Origin of the sequence: Rhizobium sp. BG4, assembly GCF_016864575.1 — a bacterium.
Lineage (GTDB): Bacteria > Pseudomonadota > Alphaproteobacteria > Rhizobiales > Rhizobiaceae > Rhizobium.
Genome location: NZ_CP044127.1, coordinates 660,209 through 681,539 on the forward strand (window position 1 = coordinate 660,209; position 21,331 = coordinate 681,539).

General features: G+C 59.3%; 22 protein-coding genes. 12 read left to right on the forward strand and 10 right to left on the reverse strand.

Going from position 1 to position 21,331, the window contains the following annotated elements; all coding sequences use genetic code 11:
* Window positions 1-59: 59 nt before the first annotated feature.
* Together F2982_RS30845 and F2982_RS30850 are read right to left on the reverse strand one after the other, a co-directional pair.
* On the reverse strand, window positions 60-638 hold the full coding sequence (locus F2982_RS30845) for a TetR/AcrR family transcriptional regulator (RefSeq protein ID WP_203431329.1): 579 nt from the start codon (window positions 636-638) through the stop codon (window positions 60-62).
* 185 nt (window positions 639-823) lie between these two features.
* Entirely contained in the window at window positions 824-1,420 is a 597-nt protein-coding gene (locus F2982_RS30850; RefSeq protein ID WP_203431330.1) for a dienelactone hydrolase family protein, read from the reverse strand.
* A gap of 500 nt (window positions 1,421-1,920) precedes the next feature.
* Between F2982_RS30850 and F2982_RS30855 the strand changes: the two genes are divergently transcribed.
* The 5 genes from F2982_RS30855 to F2982_RS30875 all read left to right on the forward strand — a co-directional run bounded on the left by F2982_RS30855 (window position 1,921) and on the right by F2982_RS30875 (window position 4,789).
* Window positions 1,921-2,127: a helix-turn-helix transcriptional regulator gene (locus F2982_RS30855; protein WP_348652537.1), complete on the forward strand. Its 207-nt coding sequence runs from the start codon at window positions 1,921-1,923 to the stop codon at window positions 2,125-2,127.
* A gap of 391 nt (window positions 2,128-2,518) precedes the next feature.
* Entirely contained in the window at window positions 2,519-3,031 is a 513-nt protein-coding gene (locus tag F2982_RS30860; RefSeq protein WP_203431331.1) for an Rrf2 family transcriptional regulator, read from the forward strand.
* Window positions 3,032-3,043: 12 nt separating this feature from the next.
* Complete coding sequence (locus F2982_RS30865) at window positions 3,044-3,796, forward strand: SDR family oxidoreductase (protein WP_203431332.1); 753 nt, start codon at window positions 3,044-3,046, stop codon at window positions 3,794-3,796.
* 15 nt (window positions 3,797-3,811) lie between these two features.
* Window positions 3,812-4,249: a cupin domain-containing protein gene (locus tag F2982_RS30870; protein ID WP_203431333.1), complete on the forward strand. Its 438-nt coding sequence runs from the start codon at window positions 3,812-3,814 to the stop codon at window positions 4,247-4,249.
* Between the two features lie 93 nt (window positions 4,250-4,342).
* The gene (locus F2982_RS30875) at window positions 4,343-4,789 is read left to right on the forward strand and encodes a carboxymuconolactone decarboxylase family protein (protein ID WP_112717055.1); all 447 of its coding nucleotides are present in this window, start codon (window positions 4,343-4,345) and stop codon (window positions 4,787-4,789) included.
* 67 nt (window positions 4,790-4,856) lie between these two features.
* Here the strand turns inward: F2982_RS30875 and F2982_RS30880 are convergent, their stop codons facing one another.
* Entirely contained in the window at window positions 4,857-5,780 is a 924-nt protein-coding gene (locus tag F2982_RS30880) for an SDR family NAD(P)-dependent oxidoreductase (protein ID WP_203431334.1), read from the reverse strand.
* Window positions 5,781-5,842: 62 nt separating this feature from the next.
* Between F2982_RS30880 and F2982_RS30885 the strand changes: the two genes are divergently transcribed.
* Window positions 5,843-6,790 (forward strand): LysR family transcriptional regulator, encoded by a 948-nt coding sequence (locus F2982_RS30885; RefSeq protein WP_203431335.1) that lies wholly within the window; start codon window positions 5,843-5,845, stop codon window positions 6,788-6,790.
* A gap of 65 nt (window positions 6,791-6,855) precedes the next feature.
* Here the strand turns inward: F2982_RS30885 and F2982_RS30890 are convergent, their stop codons facing one another.
* The 3 genes from F2982_RS30890 to F2982_RS30900 form a co-directional block, all read right to left on the reverse strand.
* A complete protein-coding gene (locus F2982_RS30890; protein ID WP_112717061.1) occupies window positions 6,856-7,050 on the reverse strand; it encodes a hypothetical protein in 195 nt (64 codons plus the stop codon).
* 388 nt (window positions 7,051-7,438) lie between these two features.
* Entirely contained in the window at window positions 7,439-10,606 is a 3,168-nt protein-coding gene (locus F2982_RS30895; protein ID WP_203431336.1) for a PAS domain-containing protein, read from the reverse strand.
* Between the two features lie 177 nt (window positions 10,607-10,783).
* On the reverse strand, window positions 10,784-11,551 hold the full coding sequence (locus F2982_RS30900; RefSeq protein ID WP_203431337.1) for an EAL domain-containing protein: 768 nt from the start codon (window positions 11,549-11,551) through the stop codon (window positions 10,784-10,786).
* Window positions 11,552-11,706: 155 nt separating this feature from the next.
* Here F2982_RS30900 and F2982_RS30905 point away from each other — a divergent pair, with 155 nt between their 5' ends.
* From F2982_RS30905 to F2982_RS30920, 4 genes are all read left to right on the forward strand, one after another.
* A complete protein-coding gene (locus F2982_RS30905; RefSeq protein ID WP_203431338.1) occupies window positions 11,707-13,218 on the forward strand; it encodes a helix-turn-helix transcriptional regulator in 1,512 nt (503 codons plus the stop codon).
* Between the two features lie 148 nt (window positions 13,219-13,366).
* Window positions 13,367-13,546 carry a CsbD family protein gene (locus tag F2982_RS30910; protein WP_112717069.1) on the forward strand — a complete coding sequence of 60 codons (180 nt, stop codon included), beginning with the start codon at window positions 13,367-13,369 and terminating at the stop codon, window positions 13,544-13,546.
* A 60-nt stretch (window positions 13,547-13,606) separates the two neighbouring features.
* A complete protein-coding gene (locus F2982_RS30915) occupies window positions 13,607-13,867 on the forward strand; it encodes a BON domain-containing protein (protein WP_112717071.1) in 261 nt (86 codons plus the stop codon).
* Window positions 13,868-13,914: 47 nt separating this feature from the next.
* Window positions 13,915-14,433 carry a DUF992 domain-containing protein gene (locus F2982_RS30920; RefSeq protein WP_203431339.1) on the forward strand — a complete coding sequence of 173 codons (519 nt, stop codon included), beginning with the start codon at window positions 13,915-13,917 and terminating at the stop codon, window positions 14,431-14,433.
* Window positions 14,434-15,006: 573 nt separating this feature from the next.
* Here the strand turns inward: F2982_RS30920 and F2982_RS30925 are convergent.
* Window positions 15,007-15,225 carry a PAS domain-containing protein gene (locus F2982_RS30925; protein WP_203431340.1) on the reverse strand — a complete coding sequence of 73 codons (219 nt, stop codon included), beginning with the start codon at window positions 15,223-15,225 and terminating at the stop codon, window positions 15,007-15,009.
* Window positions 15,226-15,543: 318 nt separating this feature from the next.
* On the opposite strand from F2982_RS30925, the gene F2982_RS31990 reads away from it, so the two are divergent.
* Together F2982_RS31990 and F2982_RS31995 are read left to right on the forward strand one after the other, a co-directional pair.
* On the forward strand, window positions 15,544-16,494 hold the full coding sequence (locus F2982_RS31990; protein WP_246777692.1) for a PAS domain-containing protein: 951 nt from the start codon (window positions 15,544-15,546) through the stop codon (window positions 16,492-16,494).
* A gap of 30 nt (window positions 16,495-16,524) precedes the next feature.
* Window positions 16,525-17,001 carry an HWE histidine kinase domain-containing protein gene (locus tag F2982_RS31995; protein WP_348652538.1) on the forward strand — a complete coding sequence of 159 codons (477 nt, stop codon included), beginning with the start codon at window positions 16,525-16,527 and terminating at the stop codon, window positions 16,999-17,001.
* A gap of 1,024 nt (window positions 17,002-18,025) precedes the next feature.
* On the opposite strand, the gene F2982_RS30935 is transcribed toward F2982_RS31995, so the two are convergent.
* The 3 genes from F2982_RS30935 to F2982_RS30945 all read right to left on the reverse strand — a co-directional run bounded on the left by F2982_RS30935 (window position 18,026) and on the right by F2982_RS30945 (window position 21,195).
* Window positions 18,026-18,169 (reverse strand): hypothetical protein, encoded by a 144-nt coding sequence (locus F2982_RS30935; RefSeq protein ID WP_162708699.1) that lies wholly within the window; start codon window positions 18,167-18,169, stop codon window positions 18,026-18,028.
* Between the two features lie 993 nt (window positions 18,170-19,162).
* Window positions 19,163-20,761, reverse strand: coding sequence for an MFS transporter (locus F2982_RS30940; RefSeq protein ID WP_203431341.1), 1,599 nt, complete (start codon window positions 20,759-20,761; stop codon window positions 19,163-19,165).
* Window positions 20,758-21,195, reverse strand: coding sequence for a DoxX family protein (locus tag F2982_RS30945; protein ID WP_203431645.1), 438 nt, complete (start codon window positions 21,193-21,195; stop codon window positions 20,758-20,760). The genes F2982_RS30940 and F2982_RS30945 overlap by 4 nt, the downstream gene beginning before the upstream one ends.
* Window positions 21,196-21,331: the final 136 nt, after the last annotated feature.

A 21,331-nucleotide genomic window follows, 5' to 3' on the forward strand; every position in this document is an offset into this window, starting at 1 on the left:
ATTTTTGACAGGTCGATCCATAACTGGCGAAAAGAAATCCCTCTTGCTAGAGGGACCGATTAGTTTTCGAGGCGTCGCGTCGCGAAGCGAGCCATTGCCTTCAGTTCTGCGCTGGATGCGCCGCCGCGTGCCGCCAGCTGGAGGCCGGTCATTGTCATCAGTACGAACGAGGCCGCCTCCGCCGGGTTGAGGCTTCCATCGATCTTCCCCTGCTCCTGCCCTTCGCCAATCCTTTGGGCAATGCCCCTGTAGAGACGTTCGCTGGATACCTTCCTGCGGGCATTGAGTTCCGGGTCCGTCACCCCGAACTCGCCGACCGATCCGACGCCCATGCATCCCAGCACCCGCTCCTGGTCATCTTCGGCGACGAGACCTGAAAGCAGGTTTTCGATACCTTCGAGCGGATCGCCCTCGGATAGGCGTCTGAGATGACCAGACGTTGTCCGACGCTGGTATGCATCAAGTGCTTCAAGGTACAGGGTCCGCTTGTCGCCAAATGCGCCATAAAGGCTCTGTCGACCTATGCCCATCGCTGCGCGCAGATCGTCCGTGGATGTCGCGGCGAAACCTTTCGCCCAAAACACCCTTAAAGCCGCTTCCAACGCCGCGTCGCGGTCGAACTCTCTTGGTCTTGCCATGAGGTATCAGTACGGGTTACGGACAGATCAGTCAATAACTATCTTAGCGAACGCTTTGATGAAGGCGGGGCAATATCGCGGGAAGTATCACGTTCGCAGTCTATCTCACGTCCTCGACCTCCGCATAATGACATCGCCTCTGCAAGATCGGTCATGGCAGGACGGTCGGGAGTAGTGTGTTTCGCCTACACGAGAGACTTCCGCAGAAAGGATAGTGCCTTCGCGGCGCCGGCGCTCGAAATCGTATGTCCGACGCCCGGCTCAACATCGAGCTCGACGTCGAAACCAGCCGCTCGGAATTGTGCCGCCGCAAGCGTCGACGCAGCGTATGGGATGGTCGTGTCGGCCTGCCCGTGCACCATGAGGATCGGCGTCTGCCGGCTGACTAACGATATCTTCTGGGGCGGAAGGAGGCCAGCGAAGGAAACGACTGCGCCGACCTGCCAGCGGCCGGAGCCGACCGCATCGAGAGCGACGATGGCACCCTGCGAGACGCCGACGAAGGCGACCCTGCCGTGCGCGTCTGCGAAACCTTCGCGCTGGACGACGTCGTCGATCAGTCCGTCGAATGCTTCGCGCGCGGCCATGATCTTGGCTGGATCAAGCGGATTGCCTTCCGTCGAGAACCACTGGTGGCCGCGCCAGTGATGCATGGGGGCGTCCGGGGCAGCGAACCGGGTGTTCGGTAAAACGGCGCGCCAGGAGGAGGCCAGCGGCATGAGCTGAGCGCCGGATGCGCCGATGCCGTGCAGGAAGATGACGAGGTGGTCGAGGGATGACATGACGATCCTTGGAGGTTTCGAAAAGCCCGACGGCGCTCGACCTCAAGAGAGGGAGCGGCCGTCTCACCCCACGCGCAAGCCGTCACGCAGACGCCGGCGGACGCCGCTGCGGAAGCTCACGTGATAATGGGGTGGCCCACTGTAGATGGTGTAGAGAATGCATCTTTGCAAGCTGCACGACGCGTGCCGTACGCTAGTGGACGGGAGGCCTCAACCTGTTGAAGGACCCGCTCAATCACCCCATATATGAGACAACCCTCAAGGATGATTGTCATGGTAAGCAGGATCAGGAAGACCCTGACTGTGCAACAGCGCGCGGCGGCCTTCGAACACACGAACAAGATTGCAGCCGACGCTGCAGATGAAGAGCGGCGTCTCCGCGAAGAGAAGAACGAGCGCCTCCGCAAGCTCCGGCTTGCGGCCGCCAACTCATCTTCAGAATAAACCGTTGTGGAAGCCCGAACGTGACAAACCGTGCTTGCAGCACATCGGAGGAAAATATGGATCCCCTCACTATCGAAATGTCCTTGGACGATGCCGGCAAGACGGTCGGCTCACGCCTTCGCGAAGCCCGCATTTCACGGTCATACAGCCTCGAGGATCTTGCGATCGCCACCGGCCTGACCGAAGCGGAGATTTCAGCCATCGAGGTCGGGACGTCCATCGACGCTCTTCATATCGAACGCATCGAGCACGCGCTCGGCTAGGGAGCGTTCGATCCCACTCTAAATTCGGGCCGCTCAAGAACTCCGGAGCTTCATATGAACTTGTGCTAACCCGTCACTGCTGCGGCCCCTCTCCCGGATCTTCTTCCTCCACCGTCGCTCAGTCTTCTGTGGCTACCGGCGACGGCGAGCAGAAGCACACCGATCACACGAAGAAGCGTCCCGCCACTGAAACTCGAGGACCGGCAAGCAAGGCGGCCTGATACCATGTTCGGGAACCTTCTTCCGCTGCCGCAATCGGCGGCAGGCCGAGGCGTCTCGCCCCAGAACCTGCAGTCGGTCTCTCGAGGGGCGTCGAATGCACGGTCCACACATTGCGGGTTGACGACCGAAATAATCATGGATATTTTGTATCCATGATATGGAGGTTGCGATGAAACTCAGCGACGGCGTCGAACAGGCAATTCATTGCGTGGCGTTCCTGGCGGGACTGTCGGAAGACGGCGTGCTTTCGGCGGCAGCCCTGGCGGAACTGCATGGCGTATCCACAAGCTACCTCTTGAAGCACCTGCAGGCGCTCTCCGGCGCCGGGATCGTCGTGACGACGCCCGGCCCGAAGGGTGGCTATCGACTGGCCGAGGCGCCGAAGGACATCAGCCTGCTCGACATCGTCCTTGCGGTTGAAGGTCCGGCGCCCGCGTTTCGATGTGCAGAGATCCGCCAGCGTGGGCCGAACCCTCTTCCGCAGCGCTACTTTACCAAGCCCTGCCAGATCAACGCCGCGATGTTGAAGGCCGAGAAGGTCTATCGATCAGAACTCGCCAAGGTGTCCGTCGCAGACCTTCTGGCGGATCTCGGCGCAGACGACGACGGCGGTATCGCCGCCCGTGGATGCGCCTTCCTGGAACTCCACGAACGCAAGACGGGCAATCGCGCCTCGTCATAGGAGAAAGCACCCATGACCAAGATGAAGAAGGTCGTCGTCATCGGCGGCACGGGCCTGATCGGCTCGAAGGCAGTGAAGCTGCTGCAGGACGCCGGCCATGAAGCGGTCGTTGCAAGCTCACGCAACGGCATCAACGCCTACACGGGACAAGGACTGGAAGCGGCGCTTACGGGCGCCGACGCCGTCATCGACGTGTCGAACATGCTCTCCTTCGACAAGGACGTCATCACCGACTTTTTCAGGACGTCGAGCCGGAACCTGACAAGCGCCGAACAGGCCGCGGGCGTGCGCCATCACGTCGCCCTCTCGATCGTTAATGCCGACCAGCTTGCGGCCAATCCTTACATGGCCGGCAAGCTGGCACAGGAAGAGGCGGTCGCATCCTCCGGTCAGGCCTATACCATCGTCCGGGCAACGCAGTTCCACGAATTCATCGAAACCCTGGCTGGCGCCTATGCAGCCGACGGGGTGGTCAAGGTACCGGATATCGACTTTCAGCCGATCGCGGCCAGTGACGTCGCCGCCGCTCTGGTAGAGGCCGCGCTCGGGCAGCCGAAGAACGGAACGGTCGATCTTGCCGGACCGCATCGGGCACCGTTCGAAACCTTTATTCGGGCGTATCTCGATGCGAAGGGCGACGGCAGTCCGGTGACCGCGGACGCCGCGGTCGATTACTTCGGCGCCCCCGTCGCCAAAGGCTCGCTTGTTCCAGGTGGAGAGTACATCAAGGGCCGCGTCACGGTCGCCGAATGGCTTAAGGTATAGAAGGAGCGCACGATCATGAAGACCATTTCATATGCGGCTGCGGCACTCGCGGCCACCCTTGCCACCGCGTCCGCTCACGATGTCGCGAAGCCAGGACTCGCGTACGATACGAAGGATGCCAAGGTGACGCTCGTCTACGAGCATCCCCTGCCCGACGTTCCCGGCAAGAGCCTCAAGGGCGTCCTCGTCGAGTACGGCCCCGGCGGCTACAGCTCCGCCCACACGCATGCGAAGTCTGCGCTGATCTATGCCACGGTCCTAGAAGGCGCGATCCAGAGCGCCGTGAATGGTGGCGAGACGAAGACCTTTACCGCCGGTCAGAACTTCACCGAGCTGCCCGGAGACCGGCACGACGTCAGCGCCAATGCAAGCAAGACTGAACCGGCGAAGCTGCTCGCCGTCTTCGTCGTCGACACCAGCGACACCGTCCTGACGACGCCGCGCAAGCCGTAAAGCGTCCTCCGAACCTATTCGCTAAACCACAGATCAACCAACGACGGCTTCTCCGGCGATCGGAAAGCCGTGTCCTCAAAAAAGGAAAACAACATGTCCCGCATGAACTGGTCCGAAGTCGCCCCCGAGGGTGCCAAGGCGCTCTTCGGTGTCCACCACTATGTCACGGCCAAGACAAACCTGCCGGCAGAGCTGATCCACCTCGTCTTTCTGCGCGTGTCCCAGATCAACGGCTGCGCCCACTGCATAGACATGCACAGCCGCGATCTGCGCAAGACGATGTCCATCGACAAGATCACGCTGGTTGCCGTGTGGGACGAGGTGCCTCACCTGTTCAGCGACAAGGAACGCGCCGCTCTCGCCTGGGCAGAGGAAGTGACAAATGTCAGCCAGACCCATGCGTCGGACGAGGCCTATGCTGCCGCTGCGGCCGCCTTCGACCCGAAGGACCTCGTCGATCTGACGATCGCGATCGCCGCTATGAACGCCTTCAACCGCCTCGGCGCGCCGTTTCGCCTTCCGGTGGCGGCAAAGGCCTGATTTGGCCCGCAGCACTCGGAAGAAAGTGGCCCGCCGGACTGCGCAAAGGTCCGGCAGGCTGCGCCGACTACAGCGGCGACGAGACCATCCGCGTCGCCATCTCCCAAAGACGGAAAGCGTTCTGTGCATCAACCGCGTATCTTGCTACTCCCTTGAACGGCAAGGCTCCGCGCTCGTCGACGACAGGGGCTTCCTGGCAGTCATCGAAATATTTGCCGGAAATTCCCTCCACAAGCGGCGACGCCGCAAGCAACACCGTCGTGGATGCCCCCTGCTCTATCGTCTTGCGCAGATGCTCGGGTGTGCGAAGGCCGCCAGTGTGCTTCTGGAGGCCGGTAGCGATCGCTCCGGGGTTGAGGGCGTTCGACGTGATTCCGTCGCATGCCCACGCCTGCCTGATACCAACGGACATCAGAATGCAGGCCGTCTTCGACTGCCCGTAGGCAAGCAGCGGATCGTAGGGAATGAAGCGGAAGTCTGGATCATCCCAGAATACCGGTGCAAACAGGTTACCCGTCGAGGCGACGGAAACGACGCGGGCGCCGTTCGCGCTGGCCAGATGCTTTCGCAGGCCAAGCGTCAACGCGAAATGCCCCAGATAGTTCGTGGCGAACTGCATCTCCCTCCCTTCCGCACTCCTCTGCAGTTCGGGAATGGCCATCACGCCCGCGTTGTTGATGAGGACGTGAAGGGGTTCGTCCCAGGACTCGGCAAATTCCTGCACGGAGGACAGATCGGAGAGGTCGAGGCGACGAACGCTTAGCCGAGCGGCGGGCATTGCCTGCCTCATCTCGGCGACAGCTCTCTCGGCCTCGTCCGGGCGGCGCGCCGCGATTGTTACAGCCGCGCCTGCCGCCGCGAGTGCGCGGCTCGTCTCCATCCCGATGCCCGCGGCGCCCCCGGTGACGATGACATTTCGTCCGGCAAGCTCGACGCCTTCCAGAACGTCAGCGGCGGTCGACGAGAACCCAAATGGGATGGATGAAGTCATGGTCCTACTCCTTCGAACATTCGACTTGCCCGAAAGATAAGCGCGTGGCATTCGTGAACTAGATGGCAGAGGTTACACGCAATGATGAGATAATTCGTACAGTCGGCTCGCTCCCGCCCGGCGAGCTCGCGGCCTTTCTTGCCGTTTCCGAGCACGGCGGCTTTCGTGCCGCCTCGCGAAGGCTCGGCCAGACGCCGTCGGCGCTGAGCCACGCGGTCGCCGGACTGGAGAGGCGTCTCAAGGTGAAGCTTTTTCACCGTTCGACCCGGAACGTATCGCTGACGGAACCGGGGCGGAGACTTGCGCAACGGCTTATGCCGGCGCTTTCGGAAATTGGCCTCGCGGTCGAGGAGCTGCACGAACAGAGCACCTCGTTGTCCGGGCTGATACGGATCAACTGCGACGCCAATGCCGCCGAGCAGGTCCTGATGCCACTTCTGACCCGCTTCATGAAGCTCCAGCCCACCATGCGCTTCGAAATCCGCTCCGAGGGGAGACTGGTCGATATCGCCGAAGGAGGATACGACTGTGGGGTCCGGGCGGCCGAACTTGTACCCGACGAGATGGTCGCGGTCGCTATCGGTCCAGACCAGCAGCACATCGTCGTGGCGTCGCCTGCCTATCTTGGTGGCGCGCCCGCCATCAAGATACCGTCGGACCTTTCGCTGCACCAGTGCGTCCAGCTTCGTATGGCGAACGGGTCGATCTATCGCTGGGAGTTCCAGCGCCGCGGCGAGGACGTCGTCGTGACAACGCCCGGCAATCTCGTCGTCGACCAGTCCAGACTTCTTTTGGCAGCGGCGTTGGACGGTATCGGTCTTGCATATGTGACGCGATGGATGGCGGCCGACGCTCTCGCCAACGGCAAGCTGCAGCAGGTGCTGGACGATTGGACACCGCCCTACCCGGGCCTTTGTCTCTACTACCCGCGGCACCGCCATCTCGGCTCGGGCATGCGCGCCTTCCTTAATTTCCTGAAGGCCGAAGGATCGTTACGAGCTGCGCCTTGACGACGACCCAAGCGGCACCATTCTCCCGGGCATGAAAGCTGTCGCCCCCTCCTCCCAACGCTCACTCAGATCGCTTCCCGAGATGCCAGAAAGCGTTGGCCGATCGCATGTCGGAGGTCACACTTGCGGGCAGTGCGGCCGGCTGGCGTCCCGAAGAGATAGCTGCCGCGCTCGTCGAATTGGCGGACAACGCCATGTTGGCAGTCCTCGCGACCCGAGACGTTGAACGCAATCTTGCCTTCTGAAGAAAGACTGATCATGTGCGGACGCTTTTCCTTCAAGCATGAATGGCCGGACTTCGTGGATCTTCACGATCTGCTCTGGGATGTCGAGCGCTGCCGCAACACGCGTGCGGGCCGCAACACCGCGCCGACGCGGCAGGTCCTTATGGTGTACAACGAAGCCAATGGACGCAGGTAGCCGATGAGGCTCGATACCGCGCCGGCGTTTCGAGAAGCTTTCAAGAGCCCGCGATGCGTCGACCGTTCCTTCGTCAAAGGCCGATGGAGGCATCAGGCACAGCAATTCATCGCCCCGTCGATGTCATCCGCAGATCACTTCCATGACCAGCATGGGCGGCCAACGTCACCGGCGCCGCAACCAAGCACTCCGAAAGGGAATTTTCAGGCTCGGGAGCGGCTACTGCACCTAAACTTTGTCCTCTTCGACGGCGCCGCTGCGCGCCGGATTTCCTTCTGCGAAACGATATGCCCCTGTAGTGGCTAAGGCCTCAGCGAGTTTCGCGGCGTCATAGGGTTTTGCCAAAACGATGGCACCTGTCTCACCGCGCACAGCCGTCGGATCCCCGGTGGCGAATACGATCGTCGTTGACGGGTTCAGAGCCCTGGCCTCAGCCGCCAGCTCTAATCCCGATGCGCCTGGTAGATTGAGGTCGGTCATGAGGATATCGACTTTCATCGTCTGCAGAGCCGCTTCGGCTTCCTCAGCACTTCCCGCCTCGACGACAATCAATCCGGCATCCTGCAGCATCTCGGCCGTATTGATGCGGATGAGCGCATCGTCCTCGACCAGCAATACAGTTATGCGTGCGACGTGTTCCGCAGTCACCGCCGCTGCGCTCTTGGCGGACGTCACCGGCGTGTCCAGTTGTGGCAGGGGCTCCGGCGGAAGTCCCGTTGACTTTTGATCTTTACGCTGAGCTTGATTGGCCAAAACATGCCGGAATTTCCGCGCAAGCGCCTCACGGGTATAGGGCTTCGACAACAGCTCGACCCCTGCATCGAGCTTACCGCCGTGAACAATCGAGTTTTCGGTGTAGCCAGACGTAAACAAGACAGCGATATTCGGCAGTCGTTCTTTCGCCTTGCGGGCGAGTTCGGGGCTTTTGAGCGTGCCTGGCATCACGACGTCAGTGAAAAGAATATCGATCGGAATGCCGCTATCGATCACCGTCAGCGCGCTCGATGCATCAACCGCCTTCAGCGTGCGATATCCGAGGTCGGTCAGCATCGCGATGACAGTCTCGCGGACCTGCGCGTCATCCTCGACGACAAGGACAGTTTCCGTGCCCCCGACGATCGGCCCATTATCGACGGCGACTTCGACATCTTCCGCCTCCATCGCGCGCGGCAAATAAAGCTTGATCGTCGTGCCGTGACCAACTTCCGAGTAGATTTTGACATGCCCGCCCGACTGCTTGACAAAGCCGTAGACCATCGACAGGCCGAGACCGGAGCCTTTGCCCTCTGCCTTCGTCGAGAAAAACGGCTCAAACACCTTCTCGATGATCTCAGGCGGCATGCCCGACCCAGTATCGGTCACCGCCATCATTACATATTGACCGGGGGTGACCTCGTCATGCGAGCGCGCATAGGCATCGTCAAGATGCGCATTCGACAGCTCGATGGTGAGTTTACCCCGTCCTTCCATGGCATCGCGTGCGTTGATCGCGAGATTAAGGAGAGCATTTTCGATCTGCGTCGGGTCGATGAAGGTATTCCAAAGCCCTCCTCCAACAACCGTCTCAACCTCAATGGCTTCGCCGATTGCGCGTCGGATCATATCATCCATGTCGCGGACGAACCGGCTGATGTTGACCACCTTAGGCTCTAGCGCCTGACGGCGCCCAAAGGCTAGGAGCTGGCTTGCCAGCTTGGAGCCACGCGATACGCCCGCCATGGCGTTTGCGATCTTCGACTCGGCGCGTTGGTTGCCGGTGACCTCCTTCGAGAGGAGTTGCAGATTGCCGCTCACGACCTGCAACAGGTTGTTAAAGTCATGCGCGACGCCGCCGGTCAGTTTCCCGACTGTTTCCATCTTCTGGGCCTGCGCCAGCTTTACTTCGGCCTGACGGCGCTCGGCGACTTCGGAGATAACCCGCGCCTCAAGATTTTCATTCAGCTGCTTGAGCTGCTCTTCGGCCCGTTCTCGGTGACGGACCTGGCGAGCAAGCACGTCCGCCTGATCGCGCAAAGTGGCCTCCGCCGCGCGCTGATGGGTGATATCGGTATGTACGCCCACCCATTCGACGATATCGCCATTTGAACTGATGATCGGCAAGGCCCGGATGGCGAACTGGCGCCAGGCGCCATCGTGTCGGCGGACGCGGTGCTCATGCACATACATGGATTTGGCTTCGACAGCCGCGTTCCAGGTCGCGACTGAGGCATCCATGTCATCCGGATGCACCGCTTGCGCCCAACCGAAACCTTGATATTGAGCAAAAGTCTGACCGGTGAGTGCTGCCCACCCCGGTTGTTCTCCGACCATTCTACCATCGGCACTATTGGTCCAGAGGACACCATGCACCGCGTTCATAGCCGTGCGAAAGCGGCTATTGCTCATTTCCAGCTCGGCTTCGCGCACAGCACGATCTTCGATATCGATGCCAAGGATGTAGACGCCCGGTACTGACCCGTCGGCCTCGACATGGGGTACGTAACGGATCTCGAGACGACGCGGCGCGCCGCCGTTGACCGGCATGTCGGCCTCGCCTGTCACGACTTCACCAGCCAATGCGCGATCAATGTCAGGCCGCCGGTTTTCGTACGGCCCCTGGCCAATCACTGCGCCGATGTGTCTACCGATCATGTCATCAGGCTTCATCCCGAACCACGTCTCGTAGGCATGATTGGCGAAGCGATAAATGTGCTGACGGTCCACATACGATATCAGCATCGGCACAGCATCGGTCACGCGGCGGAGTTTACCTTCGCTGTCCTTCATGCGCTTTTCCATCGCGACGCGGTCACTGTTGTCGACGACCGTGCACATCACGCCGCCGATTTTGCCATCAGCCTCATATACCGGCGTATAAAAGAGATCGAAGATAAATTCCTCAGGCCGCCCATCTCGGATGAGCGTCATGCTTTGATCGTGATAGGAACGAAGCTCCCCGCCAAGGCCGGCCTCAAGCATGTCGCGGTTCCAGTCCCAGATCTCAGGCCAGACTTCCGCGACGTTGCTGCCGAGAGCGCCTGGATGTTTATCGCCTGCGATCTTCGCGTAAGTGTCGTTATAGACCATCACATGGCCCGGTCCCCACATCAGCACTTTCGCGACCGGAGAGTTCACAATGTTGGCGATAGTCGTGCGGAGTTCGACAGACCAACCGCTCATCGGTCCAAGGGCAGTCGCAGACCAGTCTATCTCCCGAATGATTTTTCCGCAGACCCCGCCTCCGATCGGCCACGCTGATGCGACTGTTGCCGCCGGTCTCAGTCCATCGCGAAGCAATCGTAGCCCCGACTGGACAACCTCACTGGCGTTACTGTAGTCGCCGGACGACAAACATTCGGAGATGAACCCCTCGAGTTCGGGGGTCAACGTGAAATTGCGTGTGAGACGTTTGGCCATAATTGGCTCGTCTCATGGAATTTTGCATGTGTCAACGTGTGGCGCTCCACAAGGGATTCTTGCTCTCGATGACCCGGCTTTCCGCCAATATTTGGATCTCGATAATCGGAAACGACAGCATCGTTGCTGAGCGCCTTCAGCACAGCTCCAGTGATAGCGATTGCTTGCAGTTCGTTGCTAAGCTACGGCTAAGACCTGGTCGCCAGGGGCTGCAGGCACTGTCAGGGTTTCAAAGCTCGCTTTTGCCAGTACATAGCCCTGAATGAGCGATACGCCGAGATCTTTCAGCGTCGCCAGCTCATCGACCGTTTCGACCCCCTCGCACAGAGGGACAATTGCCAGACCCTCGAGCATATCGAGCGTGTGTTTTACAATTTTGCGTCTCACCGGATCGACATCGATCCCACGGATCAGATCCATATCCAGCTTCACGATGTCAGGCTGGAAATGGGTTAAAAGCCCAAGACCCGAATGACCCGCCCCGAAATCATCGATCGCGGTTTTAAATCCCATGTCTCTGTAGGTGCGAAGGATATGAAGGACGTGTTTGGTATCGAGTTGCTCGTTCTCGGTAAATTCGAAAATAATACGATCGAGAGGAAAGCCCGTCTTCATCGCGGTGGCCAGTGTAAGTCGAATACAAGCCCGCGGTTCATAAACGGCGTTCGGCATAAAATTAATTGAAAGCTTCACGTCATCAGCCGGATCGTAAAGGCCCGAAGCCAATTCGATCGCCTTGACCCGACATTGCTGGTCGAAAGCATAACGATTGCTATCCTTGATCTGGCTGAGAATCGAACCAGCCCCCTCGCCATTCGGACCCCGCACCAAGGCCTCGTGCGCAAAAACAGCGCCAGTCCTGATATTCACGATAGGCTGAAACGCCATCGAGAAAGGAACCTCGAAAGCAGCGCCATCGCGGCAGCCATCACAGTGCGTTGGCATATAGAGCCCTCCATCAGATGATAAGCCTTACCGGATCGCCGATTAAACTTTCGTTGCTCGGCAATACGATAAATCGCGGTCGTTGCTTAACACTCACCCTTTACATCGCTTCCAGGGACGCGACCTATGGTCCACCGATACACTTGAGGGACGACATGAGCGAAAATCCTGAGCCGCCGAAGATCAACAAGGGTAGCCTTCAAGAACTGATCGGAGGCCTCAGTGACGGCATCATCCTTTTAGAAGAGGGAGGCCGGATAGCATGGGCCAATGCAGCAGCCTTTGCCATGCATCGAGTGAGTAGCATTGAGGAACTCGGAGGCGACGCAGCAGGATATCGGCGAACGTTCACCCTGCGGTATCGTAACAATCATCTTCTGGAGGCAGGCCAATACCCGATAGAGCGGCTTCTCGCTGGCGAAACAATCGACGATGTGACAGTCGAGATATCGCCGGCAGCCGACCTTGACCTGGTCTGGGTACACACCGTTCGCACGATGTTCATCACCGACGCTGGCGACAAGCCTGACGCACTGGCCCTGATCGTCAAAGACGAGACCTCACGCTTTGAAGCGGAGGAGCGGTTCGAGCGATCGTTCAATGCCAATCCGGCCCCTGGCCTGATCTGCCGGCTCGACGATCAGCGCTTCATTCGTGTCAACGAGGGATTCCTGGAGATGACCGGCTTCACCAAGGACGATGTCATCGGCAGAACCGTCGAGGCGATCGGACTGTTTTCGAACTGCGAAACCGCCGATGATGCCCTTTCGAAACTCAACGATGGCCGGGTGATACGCCATCGCGAGGCCTTGGTGCCTCTGCCTGGCGGTGGCGACCGGCTTGTGATCGTCGCCGGTGAGCCGATTTCCGTGGTCGAAGAACCGTGCATGCTGTTTACCTTCGCCGATCTCGACGCCCGGAGAAAGGCCCAAAACGCACTTCGCCAGAGCGAAGAGCGGTTTTCAAAATCGTTCCGGCTGTCCCCTGCTCCGGCAGCGATTTCACGGCTCGACGACTTCGTATTTACAGAAGCAAACGACGCTTTTCTGCAGATTTCCGGATACCAGCTGACGGAAGTTGTCGGCCGGACTGCCGGCGAGCTTCACCTTTGGCAGGACATCGCCGCCAGACGCGCTTTGGAGCAGAAGCTGCGTGACAATATCTTCGTTCGGGAAGAACCGATGCGGTTGAAACAGAGAGACGGTGATCTTGCAGACTGTCTGGTTTCCGCCGAGCGCGTCGAAATCAATGACGAGCAGTGTGTTGTCTGGGCGCTTCAGGATGTGACAGAACGCCGGCGCAGCGAGGCGCAGCTCGTCGAGGCGATCGAAAGTGTCATGGCCGATACGTCATGGTTTAGCCGTTCGATCGTTGAGCGTCTTGCAACGCTCAAGCAAGGGTCGGCAGCCCCGACGACAGAATTGCTGGAGCTCAGCGAGCGAGAGCGACAAATTCTTGGCCTGATCTGCAACGGCCAGAGCGACGCCGAGATGGGAGAAACGCTCCATCTTTCGAAAAACACCATTCGAAACCACGTCGCTTCGCTCTATGCGAAGATCGGCGTCAACCGCCGAGCTGCTGCGGTGATTTGGGCGCGTGAGCGCGGCTTTACAGCACCCGATCAAAAACATCGGGTGCAGCCTGGGAGAAAACCGAGAAAAAAGTGATTTCGACCGCAAAAAAGGTCACGGGATACTAATCGCCCTAGTACTTTCAGCTCTGAGTTTTCACTAGGTGCAGCCTTATTTTCTCGTTCATGGCGCCGGTCGACACCGGGGTCAGTGATCGAAACGCTGTCTAAGGAAAGGCTGCATTATGGATAAGAACCGTATCGAAGGTGCCGCAAAGGAACTGAAGGGCACGATCAAGGAAGTCGCCGGCAAAGTCACGGGCAACGAGAAACTTGAGGCAGAAGGCAAGGTCGACAAGGCCGCCGGCCAGGTACAAGGCGCCGTTGGTAAGGGCAAGGACGCCGTCAAGGATGCGCTGAAGTGAGGTTGTGATGACGGCTCGCTACAAAGGCGAGCCGTCATCACCCAATAAGGATCACGCCAGATGCTTTTTCAATCTTTTGCAAGCGTAGCAACCGCTGCGGACCCCATTGCGAGTAGTGAGGCGATCAGGTGCCTTTTGGCCTATACCTACGGTCTAGAAGATTGTCAGATCAAAGTTGAAGTAGTTGACGGCGCCATCATGCTGACCGGTATGGCGTCGTCAGAGGAAGCCTCACGTATGGCGACCTCGATTGCTGCCGACTTCACGTCAAAACAGGTAATTTGTGGTCTGCAGGTCGCTGTCACGTCAAGGCGCGCCTGAAGCTGATCGCAAAACAGAACCGCTATGTTTCAAACAAGGAAGAGACCATGAAAAAGACGCTCGTTCTCGCGGTGGCCACCACACTTGGCTTTGGCTCCGTTGCCGCGGCAGCCGATACCCACCACAGCAAAAGGCAGCATAAGCAGCAGGTTGCGTCACAGCCGAAAGAGCGGCTGGGTACGCTTTCCTGCGAAGTCGCCGGCGGTATTGGCCTTCTGATCGGCTCCAGCCGCGCGGTGGATTGCCAGTTCAAGCAGCGAACCGGGAAGGTCGAACGTTACAACGGTACGATCGGAAAGCTCGGCATTGATGTCGGGGTGACCGGCAAATCCTATCTGAGCTGGATCGTGGTCAACACGAAGCCGACGACAGTTGGCGAAGGCAGCCTTGCCGGGACCTATGTCGGAGCGTCCGCTGGCGCATCTCTTGGTTTGGGCCTGGGGGCAAACGCGCTGGTTGGAGGCAATGCCACCAATTTTGGCCTGCAGCCGCTCAGTGCTGAAGCCGGGACCGGTCTCAATGTCGCAGCCGGCGTCTCGCGCCTGCAACTCCGTAAGGCAGACTAATCCGCGATCGTTCTCATCCCGACGGCCATGAATCCGATCGCCGGGCGCACTAGAGGGGCAAGGCTGTGCCCCTCTTATGATTTTGGATGCCGACTACAAGGTAATACCCAGCTGGTATCAGAGAGCCAAGACGCATCGAGCAGGGTAGTCGTCACGCTGCTGGGACGTGCACCGGCATGGTGAAAGTGAGTGGATGGCATTGAACTCTTCTGCAGAAACCGGCAAAGCGGCAGCGCCTTAGATTAGGGTGTCAGTTCAGTCGCAACAAAGCTTGAACGCCAGACCCCAACCACGCGATCTGCCGAGCCCATTCGGCACTCAGCTGATTGGCCTAAGCCTGAAGCAATTTGTTTCCCAGTTCGGCGCTGACGTTGTCCGGCTCGACAGGCTCCGACTTCGACCCGTATGAAAATGCCAATTGAAGCGCCGTACGACGAGGTTCATCTCCCCGCCTGCGTCGCCAAGGCCCCAGCGCCCCGCGTCGCCGACGTGCTCGTTGACGATGAGCGACAGAGGCGTCGCCTTCACGGCCGGCACGAAGTCCGGCGAGGTATCGGCGTCAGGCGAATGTCGTCACGCTTGATCGACTCGATAAAATCGATCGTAAGCTCTCAGTGAAATCGCCTCACGAATGCGCGACACCGCGGCCCGATCCGTCTCAGCCCGCTGCAAGAGCTGACAGTTCCGGCCGATATGGTCTGCATTAGAATAGCCCGTCAGCTTCTGGAACGCCGCGTTGCAGAAAATAATCGAGTTGTCGTCTTGGCTCGGATCGGTGCCGATCATCGGCATGCGCGCTCCGCGGCCAACGGGTCTTCCCGCACATGCGCATCCGCTAGGCGGTTTCCAGCTGTCCTGGCGTCCAGCCGTCTCTGGTCGGTGTCCTGCATCGTCAGCCTCTGAAAGTCCACACGGTCAGTTTCGGCGCAGGATATGGTCCCGCATTTACTCGGATTCGGGGAAGACAAAGAGACGTTGTCGATAGTGTCTATAACCTTTCTTGTCCTGGTTAGAAAAATCCCTCCTCAATCAACCATAACTCCGCCCCGCCTTGCCGTACGCACCTCGCAATTGGTGTGATCAGCCAAGACAGTGACAAGGGAACAAAAGGTGTATACTAACCTGCTAATTGACAGCACCGAAGAACGACGGATCGACCGCGAGATCAATCAAACCAGCTCAGGATCAGATCCGTTCGCTGCCGCGATGCGGGCCTCGCGGATGCCGATGATCATCAACGATCCCCGTCGCCCGGACAACCCAATCGTTTTCGTCAACGAAGCCTTTGCCGCCCTCACGGGATACAGCCGCCAGGAAGCGCTGGGACGGAACTGCCGCTTTCTCCAGGGACCCGGCACGAATTCGCACGACGTCGAAAGAATCCGAAAAGCGGTCGCCGATAAACGCCCCATCGAGATAGACCTTCTCAACTATCGTAAGGACGGCTCGCTGTTCTGGAACAGGCTGCTCATATCACCGGTCTTCGACGGCGGGGAGCTGACCTATTTCTTTGCCTCCCAGTATGACGCGACTTCGGAGCGGACAGCGCCGTCCCGTCCGGAGCAGCAGGAGCTGGAAGCCACGCTCCAGCGCCGGATCGTCGATCTGACGGCAAGCGAGGAGAGGCTAAACTTCACCCTCAAGGCGGGCGGCCTTGGAGTTTGGACGCTGGACGTTCAGGACGGGCGGCTGGTCTGTTCGCCGATCTGCAAGGCGAACTTCGGACGCCAACCTGCCGAGAACTTCACCTACGACGATTTGCGAGCATCAGTGCATCCCGATGATTTGGAACGGTGGCAGCAGACCGTTGCGGCGGCGCTGGCGTCCGATGGCAACCTTCATGTCGAGTACAGGATCATCAAGCCGGATGGCAGTCCTGCGTGGATCGAAGTCCGGGCGGAGACGAAGTTCGACGAAGCGGGACGGCCTTTGCAGATGAGCGGCGTTTCGATCGACACGACCGAACGCAGGCAGGCGGAGGCCTATCGCGCGATGATGGCCCAGGAAATGGGACATCGGATGAAGAACATGCTGGCGACCACCCAGTCGATCGTCAATTAGTCGCTGCGTGCAGACCAGTCGATCGAGAGGATGAGGTCGACAATATCGGAACGTCTGGCAGCCTTGTCCCGCTCCGCAGACGTTCTGCGCGGGCGAGAGTTCGAGACGCTCGGCTTGCGCGAGATAGTGGAGCAGGCAGTCGCGCCTTTCAACGAGGCCGGCCGCATCGCGTCCGACGGGCCTGACCTCGAGGTCTCACATCGGTCGAATACAAGCCTTTCGCTGGCTCTGCACGAGCTCGCGACAAACGCGGTAAGGTACGGCGCTCTTTCCGTGCCGGATGGCCACGTCGATATCGACTGGAGTGTCGGTGGAGGCGACTTCAAATTCCGATGGCGCGAATCCGGCGGGCCGACTGTCGTGGAGCCGAGACGACGAGGCTTCGGAACGAAACTTATTCAGATGCTCGGCGCGAGCCTGCGTGGCAAGGCCGACATCGAATTTCGCCCGGAGGGTCTGTCGTTTACCGTTACGACTTCAAAAGATGCACTAACGCAGCCTTGCTGAAGGAGGCGACTGTGACGACGCTGCTCGGTCTACCGCGCTACTCCAGGTCGGTTTTCGTGACATGAAGGCAGCAGCCGCGCCGCCATCCCGACGCGGCTCGCGGCCGCCAAATGGCCTCGCCACTGTTTCAGGTACGGCGGTGAACCCGTCGCACAAAGAGATCGTCGCACAAGCCAAGGCTCAACCCAGCCCCATCCGTGCGACGAACTCGCTTGAAGAAACGCGCATCGATCGTGTAAATTGTTTCCGGGAGCGCACCTCCACCGCGCTCCATTGAGGCCGTCCAAGCTGCCTCTAACTCTCACCTTGGGCGGTCTCTTCAATCAGTTCGAATGGGTATCGCCGATGGCAGTTGCAGTGATCGCTAGCCTTGCATCCTTCCTCCTGGGGATGATCACCGTGCGCATGGCCGGGCTTCGGCATGAAGTGATCGGCGGGTTGCTTGGGCTGAGCTGGTTCTGGGGAACTTCATCTGGCTAATGCAGAATAAGCGGCGTGAGATTGAAGCGATCAAAAAGGAGCTAGAGCGAATGTATCCCCGGCTGAACTTCTAAGCTTCATCGCATTCCTGCATAGAAAAAGCCCACGCGAGGGCGGCGCGTGGGCTTTCATTATCTCTGCCAATGGGTTCTGAGGGGAGCAGAGATTGAACGCGTGCGGTTGGGTTTCCATAACGTTCGCCGATTAAACGACTCGGGTGACGTTGGGTTCCATCGAATCTTGGAAAAATGGATTGTACCCATGTTGACAAATCGCTGCGCCCTATTTTAGCAATCCGCTCGTGATGGACCTGAGATAACCATCACGAGAAATGCTGGTGCGCATGAAGAGACCCCGGGATCCAGGGCAAAGGTGGTTCCGGGGTCTTTTTTTTGCAAAAAAGGCGCCGGTGTTTCCACCGGCGCAGTTGGTCATACAGTTGAGAACTGCCGCCCGACTTAGCAAGAACTGGGGTAGCTTGCTCGAACAGGTAAACAAAGCGCCGGGCGGCACAAAGTCAACCTGCGTGGAGCCTTGAAGTTCCCTAGGCTACGCGTTTTCGCTCTGTTTCTGGTCTCAAGGCCGCATCTTTCGCCATTTGGATCATGTACGCGACAAAAGGTTTGTCGCTCAATTCCGCCAACTTCTTTGCTGCTTCCAGATGATCGACGAGATGAACTTGCGACATATCTACCTCCTGACTGTCCGCATATTCATCTTTGCTAATGAATCTTAAGCGAAGCTTACCATGGGTAGACTATTTTTGGCCTTTGATGCCGCATGGGTAGTACAGAGGAGTTTGCCGCTCGGCATACGCAGGAAGAAACTCTGACAATCGACTGAAAGAGCGCCGAGCGGCAGCGTAACAACTTGCGGTGAGCTTACTGGTTCCAAGAAAAAAGCCACCACAAGGCTTAATTCGTGGTGGCTGCCAAGTCGTTGATGGAGAACGGTTTGCCATCAATGCGATATTGTTATTGGCATTGACTGGCATCTGCAAGAGCGCAGCAACCCGTTCATCATCCATTGGCTAGCGCGGATCCCATCTTCACGCATGTCTAACACCATCTGACAGCTTTCATATGATCGCGCGATCACGGTCACGGAAGCCGATGAAAAACCTGCGGCCGTTCAAATGCACGCGTCGCTTCATGAGAAGATGAACATGATCCTCGGCGTCTTCCTCAAGGTTTATCAACGACAGGAAGCGGACAGACGCCATCGACGCGGTCCCCGCCGACGGGCTGGGCCCATCTGAGCTGGAACCCTTTGGACCTCGTCTTTTCGTCGGCAGCCTTCGGTGGGCTTATCGCCTGATGCATACCCCGTGCGAGCCGGTCAAAACCGGGCCCCGCGTACGGCGAGAAGCCGCTTAGCGGTCGGCCCTCGAACATGCTTATTGAGGGCCGAGTTATCATGCACACCCCACTCGATCTCCTTGGCGTTGGCATCTTTCTTCCGGTCACGAGCGATTTGTCGAGGCGGCTCCCGTTAGTCAAGATCGATCACCTTGAACTCGCAGCTCCCTTCTCGGAGGTCTCTTCGAGTTCTGAGATATGCTTGAACTTTTCCGGGACGAGGCCGGCGACCCGGTCGACGTAGATCGTCGCGGCAGGTCTACGAGACCCCCATAAAATGAAAGACTGGATTGCGTTGGTCGGCGAGGTGGCGGGTGAGCTGATCATGCTGCACCTGGTCTGTCGATCGTCAGGAAGTGGCGTACAACCGGCTTTTCGGTCCCCGTATGGTACGCGAGCACCTTGCCCTGCAGGTCTGCATCGGCATGCGAAACGCGCTTGTGCTGGCGAAGATGCTCGGCCCAGGACTCCACCATGAACCATTCCACGATCTTCTCTGGATCGGCGGAATCTTCCGTCACGCCCCAGCCATAGGCGCCATCGCGACGACGTTCCTGGGAGAGCGTGTCGAGGGCGTGCAGAAACGCTTTGCGGTGCTGCTTTTCGACATGATATTCGATCAGGATCAGGACCGGTCCACGGTCATGAGCGACGGGCTCGGCAACGAGAGGCTCCGGCCAGTGGGCCGACGGGACCAGATCGGCATCCCCGGTCGGCAGCTTCACGCGGTGCATGATGAGCCCGGCGACCAGCAGACCGGCCGCGCCGATCACCAGCGCGCCGGAAACGCCAACTGCTTCACCGACGGCGCCCCAGCCAAGGCTGCCGGCCGTCATCGCGCCGTTGAAAACGGTGAGATAGACGGCAAGACCACGACCGCGCACCCAGTTCGGAAGGACAGCCTGAGCGGCACCATTGAGCGTTGTCAGAGCGGTAATCCACGCCCCGCCCAGAAAAAGCAGAGCGATAATGGCAATCGAATTCGAAGGCGCAAGGGCCAGGACTGACATCACGATAGCGGTGGTGATGGCTGCGCCAAGCAACAGGCCATCGGCGCTCAAACGTTCGCGCAGCTTCGGCATGACGAGCGCTCCGCCGATCGCACCGGCACCGACCGCGCCAAGCAGGATACCATAAAAGCTTGCACCACCGCCGAGAAGCTGGCGGGCTACCAGGGGAAGAAGGGCCCAGACCGCACTGGCGAAGGCGAAGAAGATTGCAGCGCGCAGCAGCACGACATGCAACGGGCGGCTTGCACGGGTGTAGCGAAGGCCAGCGCGAAAGGCTCCGAAGAAATTCTCCTGCAAAGCATCATTCGAATTTTTGGCGCGCGGCCACCAGACAAGTGCTGCGATGACGATGATATAGCTCGCGACGTCAGCACCATAGGTGAGACCCGCGCCGAACGCCGCAAGCAGAAGACCGCCTGCGGCCGGCCCGATCGACCGCGCAATGTTGATGCCGAGCGAATTCAGCGCCACGGCACTTTTGACGTCTTCCCGTCTGACGAGTTCGGGCACGATCGCCTGCCAGGTCGGCCCCATCAGCGCAGCGCCGATACCGCCGAGAAATGTCAGACCGATGAGGGCACTGACCGAGAGCATGCCCGTCTGGGCAAGAGCCATAAGGCTGATGCTGACAGAGGCGAGCAGCAGCTGGACGGCAATCAGGAACTTGCGCCGGTCGAGAATATCGGTCAGGACGCCGGCCGGGATGGCGAGCAGGAAGATCGGCAGCGTGCCCGCCGCCTGGACCATGGCGACAGCCGCCGGCGAGGCCGAAAGATCGGTCATCAGCCAGGAACTGGCGACATCGCGCATGAAGCTGCCGGTGTTGCCGAGAACGGTCGCAGCCCAGAGGACCGCGAAGACCGGTTGTGCAAGCGGTGCAAAGCTGCCCCCGGGCGACTTTGTGGTGCTCATTGTTCAGCTCCCTTGGTGATATCGAAAATGGTGACGAGGACGAAGGCGCCCGCGAGGCCGAGATGTTCGAAGAAGGCGTTGGTTGCCATCATCCGCTCCATGCCGGCGGGCAGTTCCCAGAAGCGGAGCGCGATGAAGGTCGCAAGGACAGTGAAGCCGGCGAGCGCGAGAGCGCCTGCCCACCGGAGCGTGCCAGAGACAACCAGGGCCGACGCAGTCAGCTCGAAGGCAATGACGGCGACAGCAAAGACCGGGGCCGGGTGGAGACCGAAATGCTCCATCTCGGCGATCGCGCCGCCGAAATCGAAGATCTTGGTCAGCGGGCCCTGGATATAGGCGGCGCAAAGCGAGAGCAGCGCGACCGTTCGCACGGCGGGCGCCGAAACGACATCGGCCAGAAGCCTGCGCGAGTTTGAAGGAGAGTGGCTGGTCATCATTGCTCCTGCGATCTGGGCCGGTCGGTTCGAGCGGCGCTGTGTTCGTCTGATGGAGCGATATTGCCGGGAACCATTGCGGCCAACAATTGCATCAATAGTTTCGATTTAATTGCGATAAACGCAATTATTCGCG

Bases quoted from the DNA above. Each gene is read 5' to 3' on its own strand.
- F2982_RS30845 (WP_203431329.1), bottom strand. From the start codon at position 638: ATGGCAAGACCAAGAGAGTTCGACCGCGACGCGGCGTTGGAAGCGGCT.
- F2982_RS30850 (WP_203431330.1), bottom strand. From the start codon at position 1,420: ATGTCATCCCTCGACCACCTCGTCATCTTCCTGCACGGCATCGGCGCA.
- F2982_RS30855 (WP_348652537.1), top strand. From the start codon at position 1,921: ATGGATCCCCTCACTATCGAAATGTCCTTGGACGATGCCGGCAAGACG.
- F2982_RS30860 (WP_203431331.1), top strand. From the start codon at position 2,519: ATGAAACTCAGCGACGGCGTCGAACAGGCAATTCATTGCGTGGCGTTC.
- F2982_RS30865 (WP_203431332.1), top strand. From the start codon at position 3,044: ATGACCAAGATGAAGAAGGTCGTCGTCATCGGCGGCACGGGCCTGATC.
- F2982_RS30870 (WP_203431333.1), top strand. From the start codon at position 3,812: ATGAAGACCATTTCATATGCGGCTGCGGCACTCGCGGCCACCCTTGCC.
- F2982_RS30875 (WP_112717055.1), top strand. From the start codon at position 4,343: ATGTCCCGCATGAACTGGTCCGAAGTCGCCCCCGAGGGTGCCAAGGCG.
- F2982_RS30880 (WP_203431334.1), bottom strand. From the start codon at position 5,780: ATGACTTCATCCATCCCATTTGGGTTCTCGTCGACCGCCGCTGACGTT.
- F2982_RS30885 (WP_203431335.1), top strand. From the start codon at position 5,843: ATGGCAGAGGTTACACGCAATGATGAGATAATTCGTACAGTCGGCTCG.
- F2982_RS30890 (WP_112717061.1), bottom strand. From the start codon at position 7,050: ATGATCAGTCTTTCTTCAGAAGGCAAGATTGCGTTCAACGTCTCGGGT.
- F2982_RS30895 (WP_203431336.1), bottom strand. From the start codon at position 10,606: ATGGCCAAACGTCTCACACGCAATTTCACGTTGACCCCCGAACTCGAG.
- F2982_RS30900 (WP_203431337.1), bottom strand. From the start codon at position 11,551: ATGCCAACGCACTGTGATGGCTGCCGCGATGGCGCTGCTTTCGAGGTT.
- F2982_RS30905 (WP_203431338.1), top strand. From the start codon at position 11,707: ATGAGCGAAAATCCTGAGCCGCCGAAGATCAACAAGGGTAGCCTTCAA.
- F2982_RS30910 (WP_112717069.1), top strand. From the start codon at position 13,367: ATGGATAAGAACCGTATCGAAGGTGCCGCAAAGGAACTGAAGGGCACG.
- F2982_RS30915 (WP_112717071.1), top strand. From the start codon at position 13,607: ATGCTTTTTCAATCTTTTGCAAGCGTAGCAACCGCTGCGGACCCCATT.
- F2982_RS30920 (WP_203431339.1), top strand. From the start codon at position 13,915: ATGAAAAAGACGCTCGTTCTCGCGGTGGCCACCACACTTGGCTTTGGC.
- F2982_RS30925 (WP_203431340.1), bottom strand. From the start codon at position 15,225: ATGCCGATGATCGGCACCGATCCGAGCCAAGACGACAACTCGATTATT.
- F2982_RS31995 (WP_348652538.1), top strand. From the start codon at position 16,525: ATGAGGTCGACAATATCGGAACGTCTGGCAGCCTTGTCCCGCTCCGCA.
- F2982_RS30935 (WP_162708699.1), bottom strand. From the start codon at position 18,169: ATGTCGCAAGTTCATCTCGTCGATCATCTGGAAGCAGCAAAGAAGTTG.
- F2982_RS30940 (WP_203431341.1), bottom strand. From the start codon at position 20,761: ATGAGCACCACAAAGTCGCCCGGGGGCAGCTTTGCACCGCTTGCACAA.
- F2982_RS30945 (WP_203431645.1), bottom strand. From the start codon at position 21,195: ATGACCAGCCACTCTCCTTCAAACTCGCGCAGGCTTCTGGCCGATGTC.